This is a genomic window from Paenibacillus allorhizosphaerae (assembly GCF_042659105.1).
Taxonomy (GTDB): Bacteria; Bacillota; Bacilli; order Paenibacillales; family NBRC-103111; genus Paenibacillus_G; species Paenibacillus_G allorhizosphaerae.
Genome location: NZ_JBHSRV010000035.1, coordinates 1 through 17446 on the forward strand (window position 1 = coordinate 1; position 17446 = coordinate 17446).

Annotated in this window: 14 protein-coding genes; 2 read left to right on the top strand and 12 right to left on the bottom strand. The window is 44.5% G+C overall.

What is annotated here, in order from left to right:
• Positions 1-281 precede the first annotated feature (281 nt).
• From ACFQI7_RS36675 to ACFQI7_RS36695, 5 genes are all read right to left on the bottom strand, one after another.
• A complete protein-coding gene (locus ACFQI7_RS36675; protein ID WP_218103284.1) occupies positions 282-1325 on the bottom strand; it encodes a hypothetical protein in 1044 nt (347 codons plus the stop codon).
• 748 nt (positions 1326-2073) lie between these two features.
• Positions 2074-2529 carry a DinB family protein gene (locus tag ACFQI7_RS36680; protein ID WP_218103285.1) on the bottom strand — a complete coding sequence of 152 codons (456 nt, stop codon included), beginning with the start codon at positions 2527-2529 and terminating at the stop codon, positions 2074-2076.
• Positions 2530-2585: 56 nt separating this feature from the next.
• Positions 2586-2942, bottom strand: a complete 357-nt coding sequence (locus ACFQI7_RS36685; RefSeq protein WP_218103286.1) for a YdcF family protein — start codon at positions 2940-2942, stop codon at positions 2586-2588.
• Positions 2943-3477: 535 nt separating this feature from the next.
• Positions 3478-3771, bottom strand: coding sequence for a hypothetical protein (locus ACFQI7_RS36690; RefSeq protein WP_218103287.1), 294 nt, complete (start codon positions 3769-3771; stop codon positions 3478-3480).
• Positions 3772-3936: 165 nt separating this feature from the next.
• Positions 3937-5370, bottom strand: a complete 1434-nt coding sequence (locus tag ACFQI7_RS36695; RefSeq protein WP_230415755.1) for an MFS transporter — start codon at positions 5368-5370, stop codon at positions 3937-3939.
• A gap of 189 nt (positions 5371-5559) precedes the next feature.
• Here ACFQI7_RS36695 and ACFQI7_RS36700 point away from each other — a divergent pair, with 189 nt between their 5' ends.
• Complete coding sequence (locus tag ACFQI7_RS36700) at positions 5560-6477, top strand: AraC family transcriptional regulator (protein ID WP_218103288.1); 918 nt, start codon at positions 5560-5562, stop codon at positions 6475-6477.
• A gap of 334 nt (positions 6478-6811) precedes the next feature.
• Here the strand turns inward: ACFQI7_RS36700 and ACFQI7_RS36705 are convergent, their stop codons facing one another.
• Positions 6812-7348 carry a dihydrofolate reductase family protein gene (locus ACFQI7_RS36705; RefSeq protein WP_218103289.1) on the bottom strand — a complete coding sequence of 179 codons (537 nt, stop codon included), beginning with the start codon at positions 7346-7348 and terminating at the stop codon, positions 6812-6814.
• A 327-nt stretch (positions 7349-7675) separates the two neighbouring features.
• Positions 7676-8269, bottom strand: coding sequence for a chloramphenicol phosphotransferase CPT family protein (locus tag ACFQI7_RS36710; protein WP_218103290.1), 594 nt, complete (start codon positions 8267-8269; stop codon positions 7676-7678).
• Positions 8270-8570: 301 nt separating this feature from the next.
• On the opposite strand from ACFQI7_RS36710, the gene ACFQI7_RS36715 reads away from it, so the two are divergent.
• Positions 8571-9785: an IS110 family RNA-guided transposase gene (locus ACFQI7_RS36715; RefSeq protein WP_230415757.1), complete on the top strand. Its 1215-nt coding sequence runs from the start codon at positions 8571-8573 to the stop codon at positions 9783-9785.
• 501 nt (positions 9786-10286) lie between these two features.
• Here the strand turns inward: ACFQI7_RS36715 and ACFQI7_RS36720 are convergent.
• From ACFQI7_RS36720 to ACFQI7_RS36740, 5 genes are all read right to left on the bottom strand, one after another.
• Complete coding sequence (locus ACFQI7_RS36720) at positions 10287-11765, bottom strand: Lsa family ABC-F type ribosomal protection protein (protein ID WP_218103291.1); 1479 nt, start codon at positions 11763-11765, stop codon at positions 10287-10289.
• Positions 11766-11940: 175 nt separating this feature from the next.
• Positions 11941-12975: a Cfr family 23S rRNA (adenine(2503)-C(8))-methyltransferase gene (locus ACFQI7_RS36725; protein ID WP_218103292.1), complete on the bottom strand. Its 1035-nt coding sequence runs from the start codon at positions 12973-12975 to the stop codon at positions 11941-11943.
• 1181 nt (positions 12976-14156) lie between these two features.
• Complete coding sequence (gene sigJ, locus ACFQI7_RS36730) at positions 14157-15020, bottom strand: RNA polymerase sigma factor SigJ (RefSeq protein ID WP_218103293.1); 864 nt, start codon at positions 15018-15020, stop codon at positions 14157-14159.
• Between the two features lie 15 nt (positions 15021-15035).
• Complete coding sequence (locus tag ACFQI7_RS36735; RefSeq protein WP_218103294.1) at positions 15036-16232, bottom strand: NAD(P)/FAD-dependent oxidoreductase; 1197 nt, start codon at positions 16230-16232, stop codon at positions 15036-15038.
• Between the two features lie 225 nt (positions 16233-16457).
• Entirely contained in the window at positions 16458-17168 is a 711-nt protein-coding gene (locus tag ACFQI7_RS36740) for an aspartate/glutamate racemase family protein (RefSeq protein WP_218103295.1), read from the bottom strand.
• Positions 17169-17446 lie beyond the last annotated feature (278 nt).

Below are 17446 nucleotides of genomic sequence, written 5' to 3' on the forward strand. Positions count from 1 at the left end.
ACTCAACCGCGTCGTAACCTCCTCCATTCACATAAAGACCAGAAAGCACAGTTTTTAAAAAAACACAAAAGCTGGGCTTAGTTTCGTATTGCCATTTTTTTATCTAATGCTATGAGAAATTTTCGGGGTAGCGCAACGATTTCACTTATTGGTCATCTATTTACCATTCCGTTGTTCTAAGCTCCTCCTGTTGTATTCAAATTTTTGCAGAAAAAATTTAATCCAAGCAATTTAAAGAGATTCTGTCCTACAGTACTTTGTCTCTTTAAGTTAGGGGCATGCTACTTAACAATAAATACGCGTCCGCCGCGGTTTACAGAAGTTTCATCGAGTACTTCAAAGTTATCTTCGTTATTGCTAAGGTATGAAATGAATATAGGTGTCTTTAACCGGGTAATATACTTTCCTGTGGGCACCTGAACGCCATTCGAATTTTTTTGGTCCCAGAACATACTTAATGTTTTCGTGCTGCCTTTGCTAGCGAAATCGCCCTCCAAAACTGGCAACCTTCCGGTCCACACGAGCTCCTGTGTGGACTTATCCCACTCGGAGCCACCTTCAGGAACTCGACTTATCTCAACTTCGAGTGACACGGGTTTAGTGACAGACACAAGCTGATCCTTTATGTTGGTTGCGGAGAAATGGAAGTTCATCGTTGTTCCCGGATCAAAAATCACATTGCCATCCTCGGAAGTGTCCGCGTTGTTCGGATTAACGCCCCAATACACATTTAACGGCACGCCACGTATTTGGGTTCCCACTTCCCGTGTTGTTGTTTTCCAGCCCTCTTGTTTATCGAAGGTGCCTATCTGAAACCCTGACATCGCGTCCCAATTCGTATTCAGGTGAAACGTATCGTGTGTGAATCTCCAGGTCATCGGGAAATATGTAATACCCCTGAAATTCAAAATTGGATACTCCTCCTGAGCGTTGTCGATGCTCTGGCCGTTGACTCTGATTGAATAGGTTGGCAAAACCGCTTCATAAGAATGCTGAAAGTCATTCAGGCCGGAGGAATCTTGGCTCCAGTCATTAGCGAGAGCATCTTGATTAATCTCCAGACCTGAGGCTGGGTCCCAACCGACATTTAGGCCCAAAGCCCTTGTATAATCCCAAGTCATTGGAAAATAAGTAATATCCTTATATAGCAGCAAGGGGTATTTGGCGTGCTTGGTATCGATTAAGATTCCATTCACTTGTACAGGAAACTGAGGCAGCTTGGCGGTGACAGACAATTCTGTTTGGGCTGAAGCAGGAGTGATTGAACTCATGAAGATAGGCAGCGCGAGCACAAGAGTCATGAGCTTAGTCGAAAGCTTTTTCATTGGTAATCCTCCTCGATTAGATTGCTAACGTCGGTTTTCAAATATACACATTATGCGAAACGGAAAAGATAGTAAATGAAATAATTTTTCCTAAAGTGTAAACAGAGAAGCAGACCATTCTCTTTTAACAAAAATGGTGTAAACATCAGAATAACTGATATGATCTTCCGAAATTCATTGATGAGAAATAAAACCCTTGTACCCAAAGCCCAACGTTCAAGATTTTACCGAAAATCCTCTCCGACAAGGAAAGCTGAAGGACTGACCCGGGATCCCGCCGTTGGCGAGAATGAATCCCTAGGACCTTGTGGGTGGAATATGTTGTAAATGAATAGACACCTACTATTCCTGCAGGTAGTTCCGCCGGCTCTACGAAGAGGTAAAGCTCTGGTGTTTCGCTTAAGAATGAATCTTTTACATTTAATACTTCGTTCCAAATGATTGATGAAGGCAATTGGTCGAAATAAGCTTTTCGGCACAACTCTTCCGTCATTACAATCTTATGTAACCATCGTCGGGGATGGGATAAAGTTCTTGTCATTGAAATTTGACAAGAACTTTATCCCATATAACCAAAAAGCCGCGATTTACGCGGCAATTAATGAGATAATGTTCTTGTCACCCGACATCTCTCTTGGTTATCGTGGGCTTAGTTTCGTATAGCCATTTTTTAATCTAATGCTATGAGAAATTTTCGGGGTAGTTCAATGCCAATCCCATTCAGAGTAATGGTGATTATTAGGCCCTGTTAGAGCCTCGCGAACGTGATGTAATCGACTTGGACAGGCTCTGCCGATTCGATCCGAAGTGCCCGGTTGATCTGTCCCCGGTGATATTGCCCATGTAAGAGGACCTGCAGCAGGATGTCCCGGACGGACGTTCGGAACGGAACCCCGCTCTGGTTCGCATAGTCGATCATATCGTCCAACTCGGATTCCTCGAGCCCTTCGATATAGAAGCGATATTGCTCGGCGTTTTCTTTGAACATCGTCCGGATCGCCGTCAGGTCTTCCGCTTCCCCCCACAACGAATATTGCGCGCTGCCCTTGCCCTGCAATCGGGACAGCCAGACTCGTTCCGCGACCGCGACGTGCCGAACTAGCTTCAGAAGGTCCTTGTTCTTCGTCTCACTCTCCTCAAGTGCGTCCAAGATGCGTCCGTCCGCCCAGTACAGGTGGTCCATCATGCACTTGATCGTCTTCATTTCGGTTTCCCCCTCTTCGTCTCATCGATTACTTGAACCTACTGTTATCCGTTAGTTTAATCATTTGAATGAACTAAAACAACCTTTTTTGGGTGAATTCCTTGTTGCTGTAACACTTCCAAGGAGAAACGTGCACTTTCAAAGGTATTAGTTGCTTTATCTTCTTTAAGTAATGATTCTGAAGGTACTCCTAACGCTACCCCGACATTTTTAAGAAACTCCCATTCGGTTGTTTCATGAGGGGTCGTACCACCAGAAGGTAGAATAAATTGAGCGATACCGTTAAGGTACAATGTTGCGGCTCTTTCCATTAATTGAGGAGGACTTGCTCCTGGAATTAATATAATATCTGACTGTTCCAACTCCGTTTCGAAAAACATAAAATCACTAATACAATCAAAGGGGACTGACATATGAAGACCTCCTCAGCATTAGCGCCCCTGGAATCCGGTATTTTCGAAGTATTCAAAGTCAAAGACTATCTATTCGGCATTTGGTTAAATTATCCTGCCCTTTAACAATGACGGCTGCCCCACGGCAGCCGTTTTGGTGTTGAACTATCGTGTCCCGTTAGCATAATCATCATCCCTTTGGTGCTTTGTCATTATCCATTTTTGCAAGTATCTTTTGCAAGGTAGAGTTAATGTTCAACAAAGCCATGAATACAAATCCTAACATAATAAAAGTAATTATTTCTCGTGAAAATAGATATCCCAGCTAGTAAAACTGCATAAAGTACGTACAACCCATTATTAAAAAACCTCAATTCAAACACGCGCTCCCAAAGCAAAATCCTTTTCATAATTTTACCATGTTATAGTTTTTGAAGTAAGAATAATACAATGCAATTGCGTTATCCTGCCAGTTACTTCAACGAGGCTGCTGCCCTTTTAATCCCGCGGCTGCCTCGTCGTGAGTTTATGTAGCTATCGGTTTCGTTGAATAGCATTATATAATTATCCATTCGTCTTCATTAACGTTATGGCTTAGTTTAGCACTCGACACTGCATCTTCCAGCGTATCGAAATCAAAGTCTCCAATGACTTCCCACTTCGTATCACAAGAAAAAAGATAATATTTATTACTTTCTTCGTACTGACAAATTGCCATTGCAGTAATGGGAAGTTGGTCTAAAATTTCTTTGCTGTCGCTCAATATTCCTACTACCCCATAATGGTTTGCCATAGAATTTGATGTGTGTTGAATTACCTTCGCACCATCCAATTCAGTCGGAATCATCATTATCAGTCCCCTCAACTTATTGTGCTAACCTGCCCGTACTTCAATGAAAAAGGGAGCAGCGCCGCATCGGTTTTTTCAACTATAGTATCTGTTAGTTCAATTTTTAGCTGGAAGTGTTCTGAAGCGGAAGCTTTCATTATTCTATTCAGCCGCCGTAAACTTAACTTATTGTTCCCTTGGAGAAAAACGCCCTGGCTCCATCTGCACGACGGGCGCTGCGCTCGCTCTATCCGCCGGTAGCAGTAAGATCAAGACCGCAACGAGTGAAGCTATCAGGAAAATGATCGAACCCCCGATCGAGACGGAGATCGCATGGGCAAAAGATGTACCGGAAGTAACTGCCGGTCGATTCGCCGCCTCGAAGACGGCGATCAGAACAGCCAGCCCGAGCGACGATCCGGTCTGATGAGCGACGTTGACGAGCCCTGACGCCGCTCCTGCATCCTTGGCCTCCACACAGGATAACCCTAACGTCGTGAACGGTTGGAAGATCATCCCGGCACCGCACCCCATGACGATCAACGGGAAAAACAAATGAGGGAAAAAGCTAGAATCTGCCGAAATGAGACTCAGCCAGCTTGTTCCGGCGATCGCGATTACCAATCCGAAAATCAATACTTTAGCGTTCCCGAATCGGGCTACGAGCGAAGGCATAGCATATATCATCCCGAACTGAACTGCCGTGAACGGCATAATCCCAAGTCCTGCCTCCAATGAATCAAAATGAAGGACGTTCTGCAGAAATTGCGGGACGAAGAAAAAGATCGGATAATTTCCGCATAAGAGCAACAGCCTCCCCAAATAAGCTCCGGATCGCGTTCGGCTCGCGAACAAGCGAAGAGGTGTAATCGGCTCTTTCACCCATGCTTCGATCTGTACGAAAGCCGCTAGCGAAACTCCTCCAAGAGCAAGCGAGCCCCATACTTCCGGTGCTCCCCACCCGACAGACGCGGCTTGGACAAAGCCGAATGCCAGCGCCGTCATGCCGATTACTGATGTCAAAGCTCCCATGATATCCAGATGCCCCTTTTTCGTATCTGTCTCCTGCATATACCGGGGCACCATAAGGAGCAGAGCGATGCCGATCGGCACGTTGAGGAACATCCCCGCGCGCCAAGAAATCACGTCCGTAAGCAATCCGCCAACGATCAAGCCGACACTTCCTCCGGCTCCCGATACTGCGCTGTAAACAGCGATCGCCTTCAACCGCTCCTGGGCTTCCGAGAAGGTAACAGACAACAAGGCGAGCGCTGACGGCGTCGCCATCGCTGCCGCCAATCCTTGCAAAGTGCGGGCGGCAAGTAGAAATGAAGAAGACGGCGCCAAGCCTGCGAGCATCGATGCCAGCGAGAACAAGACGATCCCTGCGCTGAATGTTCTTCTCCTTCCAAAGATGTCCCCCGCTCTAGCTCCCAATAATAGGAAGCCGCCGAACGCCAAAATATAAGCGTTCTGCACCCAAGTCAATACAGCCGTCGAAAGATGAAGGGTACGGCCGATTTCAGGTATCGCTGTAATCAAGATGGAACCGTCGAGCACCATCATCAGCTGACTGGTGATGATCATCACCAGAATGATCCGTTTCGAATGTTCATTCAAGAGGGTAACCTCCTTTTCCTGTTCTAACGATATTTTCGCACGAATCTCTTTCGCGAAATAGCTCGTTCCTGCTTAAAAATTGCTCAATACTGCAAAACGGGAATTCTAATAATTCGATAAACTGGTTGGCGCTCTTCGGGGAAGGGTGTATAATAGGAGTGTAAAAATAAGAACGGGGGGAAGACTCCCATGCAATCGAATTTAGATCAATTATTGGATATGGTAGATTTCCTTAATCTTGCAGAGGGGCGAACAGAGACGGTTGTCCCCTTTTTTTCGCTGGTTCGGCGCAACCGGCCGACGACGATGATGCCCGGCGTTCTCACACCATCTTTTTGCATGATTCTACAAGGTTCCAAGAAGCTCCATCTTGGTCAAGACACGATCAATTATGGTGGTGGCGACTATTTGGTCTCGTTGTTTGATATTCCGGCCTCCGGTCAAGTCGTCGGCGCTACGCGGCAATCGCCGTATATCGGCTTATGCATTGATTTAACGCCGAAAGAAATTGCCTTTGTCATGACGGAAGCTGAAATCAATGTGAAACCGCCAAACCGAAAGATGGGCCCCGGAGCCTATGTAGGCAAATCCGATGAGCACTTGCTGCTCTTATTCATCCGGCTGTTGGAGTTGCGAGGCAAACCCGAGGCGGAGATTCGCTTCCTGTCTTCGCTGATCAAACGCGAAATGATTTTCCGCTTGCTTACGGGAGATTACGGGCACTTGTTTGTACAACGAGTCTTCATGGACCAGCAGAACGAGGGGATCAGCAGAGCCATTGAATGGATCAAGGAGAATTACAACCGAACTTTTACAATCGAAGAGGTTGCGAGATCGTCCAACATGAGCGTATCTGGACTTCATCACAAATTCAAAGCTGTCACGACGATGGCTCCTCTGCAATATCAGAAGCAGCTTCGTCTCCAGGAAGCGAGACGCCTCATGCTGAACGGCTCCGCGAACGCGACGGCCGCCGCGCTAGAAGTCGGATACGAGAGCCCGGCTCAATTCAGCCGGGAATACCGTCGGCACTTCGGGCTTCCTCCGCTTCAAGATATTAAAGCTTTACACAGATTACCAGTACCGGAAGCGTTCGAAACCAGTTAAAACCTTCAATTCCGCGATGCAATTTCCCACTTCACCCCTCTAGTTTTACGTCCTTGATCTCGATCATCCAAAGTTTCTTCTCACATGCACCGAAAAATAAATTTCAAAATAAAGCAGCGGCAGTCTTGGACTGGAAAATACAGTCTCCTTAGACTACCGCTGCTGTTACTGAACTAACGTCTCCCGTTAGGTCAATCGTCAATTCCATAAATAACTATGCCATTTCGCATAACTGAACAAATTTTAAATAATAAGGGATCCTCTGACTGCCTCTACAGCCGGAGAATCCCTATTAAAGTAACGTGCCCTTTAGGCCGCTGGGTCAACCGCCCAACTAAGCTGGAACGTAGGTCAACCTGATCACCTGCTCGCCAATTCGATCGCTTGCCACGAGGCGCAGCAGCGGCCGCGGACCGGCGAAGAACGGCTTGCCGTGACCCAGCACGACTGGATGGAGATAGAGTCGATACTCATCAACGAGACCGAGCTCCGTTAGACTGTGGGCCAACTCCGGCCCGGCAACTTCAATCTCCCCTTCATGCTGAGCCTTCAGCCCATGTATGGCCGCTGCGAGGTCGCCCTCGATCAAAGAAGCGTTCGGACCGACGGACTTTAACGTCCTCGACACCACCCACTTCGGTTTGCTTTGCCACGCCGCTGCGTATTCCCGTTCCGGCGCATCCCATTCAAAATGGTCTCCGTCCCAATACCGCATGGTCTCGTACATGCGGCGCCCGTACAGGCTGCCCGCCAGGCCGCGCACGTCGTCGATGAAATGACGGAATAGCACGGGGTCGGGCTGAAATGCCGGGTGGTCGTGGTCGACGAATCCGTCCAGAGACTGGTTCAATGCGAAAACGATCTTTGCCATGCGACCGACTCTCCTCCCTGGTTTTCTTGCACATTCATCATCAAGATTACACGTTCCATATGCAGCCCTCCTTTATGTCTACATTTTATCATCCAACAGCATGTCCGGTTTCTCATGGATTGCTAATGTGCACAGTCCTGGCCTGACCGAATACAAATTTAATTTAACGAAGGATGGTAAATTAAACAATTCTGCCCGTTACTTCAATGGTCATCAAAAAGGAGCTGTCCCCGCGGAAGCTCCACACTATCGTTCCCAGTTAGCTTAAGGACCGAGGGTCAATAGCCCCAATGCTTGAATATGTTGTTATCTGATGGATTCGCTTTACTATGAAACACTAATCTCTCTTTTACTTAATTTTTTAAATGCAGAGTAATCCTGATCGGACTTAATAAAACTTAATATTTTTTCGGCACACTCTGTTGGACTCAACTCTTCAGTATTTACTTCAAGGTCATATTCATTAAAGCAATATACTTTGCTAAACTGTGAAGCTGCTAGTCCAATCTGTCTATCTCCTCTTGTTTGCTCTCTTCTTATGAGTTCTTCTTTCGAGCATCTTACACCTATAAATATCGTAGGCTGATCGAAAAATTGATCAAGAAACTCATTAAACCTCTTGTTATTGTCGATTACGGTATCTACTATTACATTAAAACCCATTTCTGATAACAATTTAATTGTCGAATGGTACACTGAGAATATGGAATCATCAAGTATTTGTGAGACAACTTGATGATCTATTTCTCTTGTAGGTTCATCTGGAAATTTATTATTAATAAAATCATTGTAATTATTAAAAAAATCATCAATTGATAAATGATAAAAAAGAATCTCTTTCTGATTTATCAGTTCAGTCGATATGGAGGTCTTTCCGGAACTTGAAGTTCCATTTAGAAAAACTAATATCCCTTGCTTCAATTTAATCATCCCTTCAAAAAATAATCATTGCATATCTTTCAGATAACGTTATATTCACAAAGTTCATAAAATTATCCAACTCAGAAAATATTCGAGAATCGATTGAAATATCCTGCCAGTTAGCTTAACGGGCCGCCCGATCGATCCCGCGGCGGCCTCGTTAATGCGTTTTCTGCGCTATCGTTCTCCTTTAACATTCCTGTAGGTGTTAACAGATTCAATTTGCAGAAAAAAGAACACCTCGCTAGGATGAGTGTGTACTGGGCTGCAGACCTCAGAACTCACCTTAGGAGGCGTTATCATGAAGTCTATTCTAAATAAGTCTCAAAATCAACGTGTAGAACGAATTTCCACTTTCTCTCTGGTCATAGGCATCGACATCGCCAAGGAGAAACATGCTGCACAAGCTATTAATTTTCGAGGTATTGTCCTCACCAAGCGCCCCATTCTATTTTCGAATGACTTTGCCGGTTTTGAGCATTTAGAGCATAGCATTCGGAAATTACAGAAGATGCACGGCATGAACGACGTTGTTGTAGGAATGGAGAGTACAGGTCACTACTGGTTCAATATTGCCAACTGGTTAGTGAAACAAGGTATTGATGTTGTTCTTGTCAATCCAATGACGACCAAACGCAATAAGGAAAACAGAGATAACTCTCCTTCCAAGAATGACCCAAAGGACGCCTTGGTCATTGCCGATGCAGTGAGTCGTGGGTTCTACACGCCCTTCTCTCCAAAGGATGAAGCATTCCGCCGCATACGGGTTATGGTTACAAACAGAGAGCACTGGGTTGTTAAATCCGGACGGATTAAGAACAGAATCCACCGCTGGCTGGATATCCGTTTTCCAGAATACAGACAAGCATTTGATGATATTTTTAGCGATCGTTCATTGGCCACTTTGCGCCGGTTTCCAGCCCCTTCTGACTTATTGCAGCTATCTCCGGAGCAAATGGTGCAGATTTGGGGAGAGTACATGACTAGACCTGGCGGGGTGCGAGGTAGAAACAAAGCGATAGAGCTTCAAGCACTCGCTAGGCATAGCGTTGGAGACGCTACTGCCCTTGAAGAAGACAAATGGGAACTGAGGCACTATGACATAATCTGTAAAATCATTGATGAAGCGAACGGGATGATTGAAAAGCTACTGCCCGAAATCCCCTGTTCAGATCTCGTTCGATCTGCCGGTGTTTCCGTTCCTGCAACGGCTGCCATCTTAGCATTTGGCGGGGACTTACGTAAGCAGTCTCACGGAAATCAGTTATTGCGAAAGGCAGGATTGAACTTGGCCGAACGTAGTTCTGGCAAGTATAAAGGGCAAATTAAGCTCACCAAACGAGGAAACTCATTACTACGTAAGCATTTGTACTTTACTGTGTTTCACTTGTTATCTTTCAATGGGGAATTCCAAGCCATGCATGCATACAATACCCAAGTGAAACGAATGACGAAAATGCAGTCTATGATGAAAACTGATTGGAAAGCTGGGGAGAGTGAATCCCAAGGGACCTAGTGGAGAGAGGCGTGCAGTATATGTTGTAATGGAAGATGTTGTAAATTTATTGACACCTTCTGTCCCGCATGCTCTTAAAAGTGACTTCTTGGCCCACATTATCCACTCATTGATACTCCTATTTAAACATACATTTGAAATCCTGCGAATGAGCGAGCATTCGTGAGAAAATCCTTATTTACAGAGGGAGCTTAATCGTTATGGTCTCCACTTTCCTGCAATCCGTCGGGAATGAGATAATGTTCTTGTCAAAATCGGGAATGGGGTAAGGTTCTTCTCATTGGGTTTTGACAAGAACCTTATCCCATAAAACAAAAAGGCAGCGATTTACGCGGCCCTTAATGAGATAATGTTCTTGTCACCCGACATCTTTCATAACTCATCCATTTCCAATTCGTGTAATCCATTAGGAAATATTAAAAAACCCGCTCCAGAACAAATGGAATGCGGGTTTACTTTTCAGTATCTAAATGACTACAATATGCAAAGCACCAAGTATAACTATAAGGCTACCGTTTTCGTAGCCACTTTTTCTTGAAATGTCTGGTCATGCTCAACAAAAACCATGGTTGGATTAAAGCTTTGAATAAGCTCTTCTATTTGCATACGTGAATAAACATCAATAAAATTTAGTGGCTCATCCCAAATATATAAATGTGCTTTTTCACATAAACTTTTAGCTATAAGCAACTTTTTCTTTTGTCCGCCAGAATAGTGGGATATATCTTTTTCAAACTGGATACGGTCAAAATCCATTTTTCGTAGAATGGATTTAAATAACTGTTCATCAATCTGATTTTCTTCAATAAAGTCAGATAACTTTCCCTTTAAATGAGAGGTATCTTGTTGTACGTAAGAAATGACAAGGCCTGAACCAACGTTCAAAGTACCTGTATGCCGGAGTGGCTTCCCTAGGATTAGTTTTAAAATACTACTTTTTCCACTACCATTCTTTCCATCAAGCACAACTCGGTCTCCTGGTTCAACGTGAAAACTTATTGGCGTATTAACTAATTCACCATCATACATAACAGACATATCCATTAACTGAATTAGTTCTTTAGATTTGTATTCCAATGACTTTAACTGTAATGACTCCGTTTTTTCCACATTTTTTAACAGCTTTGACTTTTCTTCAATAGCTTTCTGTTGCCTTGATTCCAGGTTTTTTGCACGTTTCATCATTTTTGCAGCTTTATGTCCTACATACCCCTTGTCCAATTTAGAACCAGAATTCGTTGTACCATTTTTGGAAGCTTCTACTTGATCAGACCAATTGGCTGAACGCTTTGAAGATTGTTGCAGCCTTCCAATGTCTTTTTGCAAACGCTCATTTGTTGCTTCCTCATGTTCCTGCTGTCTATCAAAATTCAGCTTCCAAGAAGAATAATTGCCACTTTGGACTTCTATATTGGCTCTGTTTATTGACAAGACGTGGTTAACACAGCCATCCAAAAAGTTTCTATCATGTGAAATTAAAATGAATCCTTTTTTCCTTTTTAAATAATTAGAAACCATCTTTCGTGCATGGGTATCTAGGTGATTGGTTGGCTCATCAATTAATAAAAATTGCCCTTCATTCAAAAAAAGTGCAGCAAGCAAAACCTTCGTTTGTTCCCCATTCGATAATGTTTCAAATGGCCGGTACATCACTTCAGCATCGACTTCTAAATAAGATATTTCTCGAAGAAACTCCCAATCTTCTGCCTGAGGACATATCTCTTCTAATATTTCATGTGTGAATTTGCTTTTATCCGAGACTGGATATGGAAAATAATTAAATTCTGCCGAAGAAATAATTTTTCCGCTGTATTCATATTTTCCCAATAATAGATTGAAAAAAGTTGTCTTGCCTCGACCGTTTCGACCAATAAATCCAAGCTTCCAATCCGTATCTATTTGAAAGCTGACATCTTCAAATATATTATCAAAGCTGCTTGGATAAGAAAATGTCAGGTTTTGTACTTGAATCATTGACATGTTAGGTTCCTCCTTTTTATAACACTTTACTTCTTTATAAAAAGTCGGTACATATCCATCTATTCTCATTTAACTCCGTATAAGTTTAATGGATATTAACGACTTATACGGAGTAATTCATGTGTAACAACCGTGTCTGTACTCATGTTACCCCTCCTTCATAAAATTTTATATCTTACTTGTTATGTCCGTATAGTTGACCGCATGCTGCATTAATGTCCGTTCCGAATTGTGTTCGCACAGTGACATGAATTCCCTTTGACTTTAAAATCCTTACAAAACTTTGAACCCGGTCTTTGTCCGATTGATGAAAGCTTTCAGGCGTCACGTCGGTTAAATTGTAGGGGATCAAATTGACGTGATATAAATGTTCCCAAGGACCTCTGTCCTTTAACAAAGCAGCAATGGCTTCCGCATGTTCATTTGAATCGTTTTCGCCTCGAAGTAATATATACGCAATATATACTTTTCTGCCTGTATCACGAATATGCTGATCCAGCTTCTTCAACACATCATGAAGCGGAAATATATGGTTAACGGGCATTAGCTCGCTCCGCTGTTCGTCGAACGGAGAGTGCAGGGAAAAGGTCAGGTTCACCTGTGGAAATTCCTTTGTCAGACGATCGATACCCGGCAAAATGCCAATGGTGGAAACTGTAATTCTTCGATGCCCCAAGCCAAAGGTTCGTGAATCTGTTAGAATCTTAAGCGTGTCGAAGATATTAGGATTGGCTAGCGCCTCTCCCATGCCCATAAACGAGACACTATCCAAGGCTTGACCATTTAAATGAAAGTATAACAATTGATCGGTAATTTCATCAGCAGTTAGATTTCGTTTCAGTCCAATTGTACCTGTAGCACAGAAGCGACAACCATATCCGCATCCGCACTGACTGGAAATGCAGTATGATTTCCAGCCGCGATCATAGCTTAGTTGAACTGCTTCTACACGTTCACCACCCTCAATGGCAAAGAGCACTTTATTCACTTGTCTGGATGTCTTTTGCATGACAGGGATTAAGTTCAAAACGTGTTCGCCAAGCCTCATAATTAATTCGTTTCTTATACCCTTGGGTAGTACGGTCATTCGGTCATATTCACCAATTCTTTGCTTAAAGATCGCGTCCGCAATTTGTTGGAACCGATATGCGGGTTGTTTCAATTCTGCTAATATGTGTTGAATCATCTCGTATTTCGAAGTTAATTTCATGTTTTTTCTCCTCTTGAGCCGGAGAAAAAGCCTTAAGCCCTTTGTTGGTGCTTAACATGTACATTAACCAACCATATTAAAACCCACGAAGCTTTCAGCTAGAATCGCTACGTGCATCTATCGACAGATGGATAATGCTCCGGCATCCGTTTAGTTTCATCGTGAACCGTGCCAACGGACAATGAACGGCTCACATGAACATTTACAACTTCAAACATCGATTTCAACCTCCTAAGATAATAAGATAAAAAAGCATAAAGATGACATTGCAGTCCCACGTTTTGGTGGTGATATTTTTACAAAATTCACTATCGCATAAAAATAAAGAGCTACAAGAAAGTTACCTTTCTTGTAGCTCAAATAAACGAATGCTAGAATCCAACCCATTTAAGGGAATAGATATAATTATTTGAGTGAAGAGAATAAGTAACTTTCTTGCTTAACAAAGAATAAAACAGCATATGTTTTATCATTCGTAAAATAGCAAGAAATATTACATTATTCTCATCATCTCCCCTCGATTATAAAATTATTCTAGCATAACAAATTTCACATTTCAACTTCGTAACTTTGTATTCAATCCTCAATCTCCCCCTCCATTATGGATCTCATCCACTCCCCTTAGAAATAGATATTTCCGCTTAATTTGCTCGGCACCAAGAGTGACACCAACACCGATTCTTCCAGTTGATGTTTCGGAAGAATGAAGCAAGGCAATATCTTCCGAGCAAATGGCTCGGATTTAGATAGGTGAAACATAATACAACCGGTCAGTTGATCGACGCAAGCGGCGGTTCGCATCTTTAAAGGCCGGCAAGCCTATCTAGCAACAAGATATTGATCGTATTGTTAGGTCACTTTCCACAACAAAATTTTTCGCCGTCACTTATGGTATGGTTCCGCTTAACGGGTCTATCGGCGAAAAATGCGCCGAGGCACGGGATTGCCAACAGTTTTTGCTCATTAAATTAAACAAAAATTAATTCAAGATAATTATCGAACTTCCATAAATATACACAGAAGGCCAACGAAGCAATCGGCGGCCTCATGATGATTGTTTTGAGCTATCGCACCCGTTAGTCTAATGATGTGGTGTTCATCAAACTTAAAAGGAGAATTGGAACGCTTTAATCTTAGTTTCCCGGTTCCTTAACATGATTGAAAAATCTGCAGTTGTCTGCCTAAACCCGGGTAAGCTTATCCGGGTTTCGTACGATGTAGATTCCGGCAAGCTTTCCGTGTCGGCGTTGTAAAAATATAGCAGCCACGGTTTCGTCCCCCGAACGGAGTACTATACCGGTCTCACTGTTCAGAGGGGCAAATTCCGAGCGAAGACTTCCCTGATAATATGGTTTTATGCCCTCGAACGCGCCGGCAAGGATTCGGGCCACTTGATCGCGCGTTTGTATCGGACGCGTAAAGGCGAGTACTTTTCCGCCCCCGTCGGAGACGAGCGTGACATCTTCGGTCAGCAGGGACAGCATCTGATCTAAGTTACCTTGCTCGAGGGATGTGAGGAACCGGCTAACCCATTCCAGTTCGACCTCTTTGGCTGCGACGGTCTCCTCCTCGGATATGCCCATCTTGCTTCTTGCCCTGCTCATCAGCTTGCGACAATTCGCTTCTTTCTTGCCGAGCACTTCAGCTATTTCGGGATAATCGAAGCCCAGCGCCTCACGCAGAACGAAAACAGCCCGCTCTGTCGGCGTCAGACTCTCCAACAGGACGAGCATGGCGTAAGACAGCAGATCGCGGCGGACGACCGTCGTCTCGAGCGTATCATCCTTCGGCGTCCGAATCGGTTCGGGGAGCCACGGACCGACATACACTTCCCTTCTCCTCCACGCCGACTTCTGCAGATCAAGGCAGCGATTGGTTACCATTTTGCACAAATACGCCTTCGGCTCCTCCAAACGTTCAGGATGTACGTCACACGCCTTTGCAAATACGTCCTGTACCGCATCTTCTGCGTCTGCCGCGGAGCCTGTCATCTGATAAGCCAGCGTGAACAGCAGCGCTTTATATTGCTCGTACAGTTCCTCCAATCGCTGTCCCTCCTTTCATTTCGATCTAAGCATACTGGCGGTATCCTCAACCAGCTTCTTAATTCTTCCCGGAATTTTTCCTGTCATGACCATATCGAGTCCCCATGTGCGTATCCAGAATACCCCTTTTTGCCCCAGTGCGATGGTGAAAGCATCCATATTCGATTTGGCGGAATGATGACTTGGAGCCGGACGGCCCTCCAAATCTGCCATCACGATTTTCCCCAGTCGTAACCCCTGCTCCCCTGCTTCAAAGCACGTCATCTGAGTTGCTCTGCCGTCTCTCGGATCGACGATTCCCGCACAGTCGCCAATGCAGTAAACGTTCAGCATCCCTTGGACGCGATAACATTCATCCACCAGTACTTTCCCATCAGGAGTAAGCGGCAAGCCCATTCCCCTAAGGCCCGGATTGGGTATCAAACCCAACGTCCATATACATAGGCCAACTGCCAGACAATCGCCGCCCCTGAGCGTCACCGCTCCTGCTTCCTCTCGCAGCGCCTTACTATTGTGAAGCACTGTTACTCCACATTCGATGAGTTGCTGATCCAACTTCCGTCTAAATTTCTCCGACACGTCCGGGAGCAGTCGTTCCTTTGCATTCAGCAAATAGACGGAGGCATCGGACGGATTCAGTCCTAACGTCGTTGCTTCCTTCCTCATGGCGAGCGCCAGCTCGGCGGATGTCTCAATGCCGCTGATGCCTGCACCCGCAACCGCGATGGTCATCAGTCTCTTGCGTTCCTCAGGATTCGTCTCGTCAGTGGCCTTCCGCAGGTTGGCACGCCAGTGTTCCCGGATGTCCGCCGCGGCTTGCGGGTCGGTCAAGGCGATGCCGCCTTGATCGGGATCCGGTAGCCGAACAACGCTGCCGACCGCCACGACTAGAAGGTCATAACGAATTCGGGCATCAATTCCATTCACATCCGTATATCGAATCCGTTGTTCCCCACTATCCACGGACGCAACCGTACCTTGCAAGAATTCGAAATCTTTTAGAACTAAATGATTCCAGGGAATCATAATCTCTTCCTCGACCGCGGTCGGACGAAACATTCTCAATTTGCGCAAATGACCGGGCTGCTTATCGATCAGAACAAACCGAATCCGCCGTCCGTTCGCTATGCCCCGGGTCTTTTCCTTTATTGCTTTGAGCGCTTGTAGCCCTGCATAGCCGCCTCCTATGATGACACATGTCAAGTCGTTCATCGTTCCTCAGCTCCTTTTCCGATTTCACATAGAACGATGTTAGGCTCTGATTTGTGACATCGGAAACGAACGAAAAAAGATTACATGAGCCCGTTTAATCAGCCGTTCATTCGTGCCAGTTTGTTGAGTGAATCTGCCGTAACGCGGCTGCCGATCGATACCGGCAGCCGCGTCTTGGTTGTTTATTAAGCTATCGTTCTCCGTAACAAGTAATCATTTATTCACTTAACTTTCCTGGATGGTCCCTCTTAAAGCGAAATCAATAGCACTTTCAGCATGAATTTTTGTTGTATCATAAACAGGTATACTGCAATCATCTTGCGAGATGAGTAGTGTTATTTCTGTACATCCCAGAATAACGGCTTCTGCTCCTTGCAGCTTAAGATTATTTATGATCTTTAAGTAGGTTTGCTTAGAATCTTCTTTAATAATTCCAAGACAAAGTTCTTGATATATGATGTCATGTATAACCAATCGATCCGCTTCATTTGGCACAATAACCTCAAGTCCAAATTTTTCTGTGAGTCTGCCCTTGTAAAAATCTTGTTCCATCGTAAATGCAGTGCCTAGTAAAGCGACCTTATTGATTCCATCTTTAACAATTTCTATCGCTGTTGAATCTGCAATATGAATTAACGGAATAGAAACCGATCCTTCAACTTCTTGTGCCATCTTATGCATTGTATTTGTACAAATAACGATTAAATCTGCACCAGCCATTTCAAGTTTTTGTGCCGAATCAATCATAATTTTTGTAGCCTCACCCCAGTTCCCTTGGTGCTGCAAAGTCTTGATTTCTTGAAAGTTTACCGAATACATGAGACTTTTAGCGGAGTTGTGCCCACCTAGTCTTTCTTTCACATATTCATTTATGATTTGGTAATAGAGAAGAGATGACTCCCAACTCATTCCACCAATAAGTCCAATAGTTTTCAATATTAGACACCTCACTTATTGTTAACATCATTTTCTCACAAGGAGTTTGTGAAAACAATAATTTGAAGCTCTGCATCCGATACCCGCATCTGATCACATGTTGAGACTAATCTGCCCGTTAGCCCCCCATGCCCTGTCGGGCGCCACAGATGATGAAAATTTTGGTGCGACGTTTTATACTATTCTTACGGCTGGTGAGGAAGGTCGTTGCGCTATGGTGTCACGAACCCATCCGTTAGTCTGACTACGACGACCACGGTGCACCACGGAATGTCGCT

Coding starts and splice junctions, on each gene's coding strand:
- ACFQI7_RS36675 (WP_218103284.1), bottom strand. CDS start 1,325: ATGAAAAAGCTTTCGACTAAGCTCATGACTCTTGTGCTCGCGCTGCCT.
- ACFQI7_RS36680 (WP_218103285.1), bottom strand. CDS start 2,529: ATGAAGACGATCAAGTGCATGATGGACCACCTGTACTGGGCGGACGGA.
- ACFQI7_RS36685 (WP_218103286.1), bottom strand. CDS start 2,942: ATGTCAGTCCCCTTTGATTGTATTAGTGATTTTATGTTTTTCGAAACG.
- ACFQI7_RS36690 (WP_218103287.1), bottom strand. CDS start 3,771: ATGATGATTCCGACTGAATTGGATGGTGCGAAGGTAATTCAACACACA.
- ACFQI7_RS36700 (WP_218103288.1), top strand. CDS start 5,560: ATGCAATCGAATTTAGATCAATTATTGGATATGGTAGATTTCCTTAAT.
- ACFQI7_RS36705 (WP_218103289.1), bottom strand. CDS start 7,348: ATGGCAAAGATCGTTTTCGCATTGAACCAGTCTCTGGACGGATTCGTC.
- ACFQI7_RS36715 (WP_230415757.1), top strand. CDS start 8,571: ATGAAGTCTATTCTAAATAAGTCTCAAAATCAACGTGTAGAACGAATT.
- ACFQI7_RS36720 (WP_218103291.1), bottom strand. CDS start 11,765: ATGTCAATGATTCAAGTACAAAACCTGACATTTTCTTATCCAAGCAGC.
- ACFQI7_RS36725 (WP_218103292.1), bottom strand. CDS start 12,975: ATGAAATTAACTTCGAAATACGAGATGATTCAACACATATTAGCAGAA.
- ACFQI7_RS36735 (WP_218103294.1), bottom strand. CDS start 16,232: ATGAACGACTTGACATGTGTCATCATAGGAGGCGGCTATGCAGGGCTA.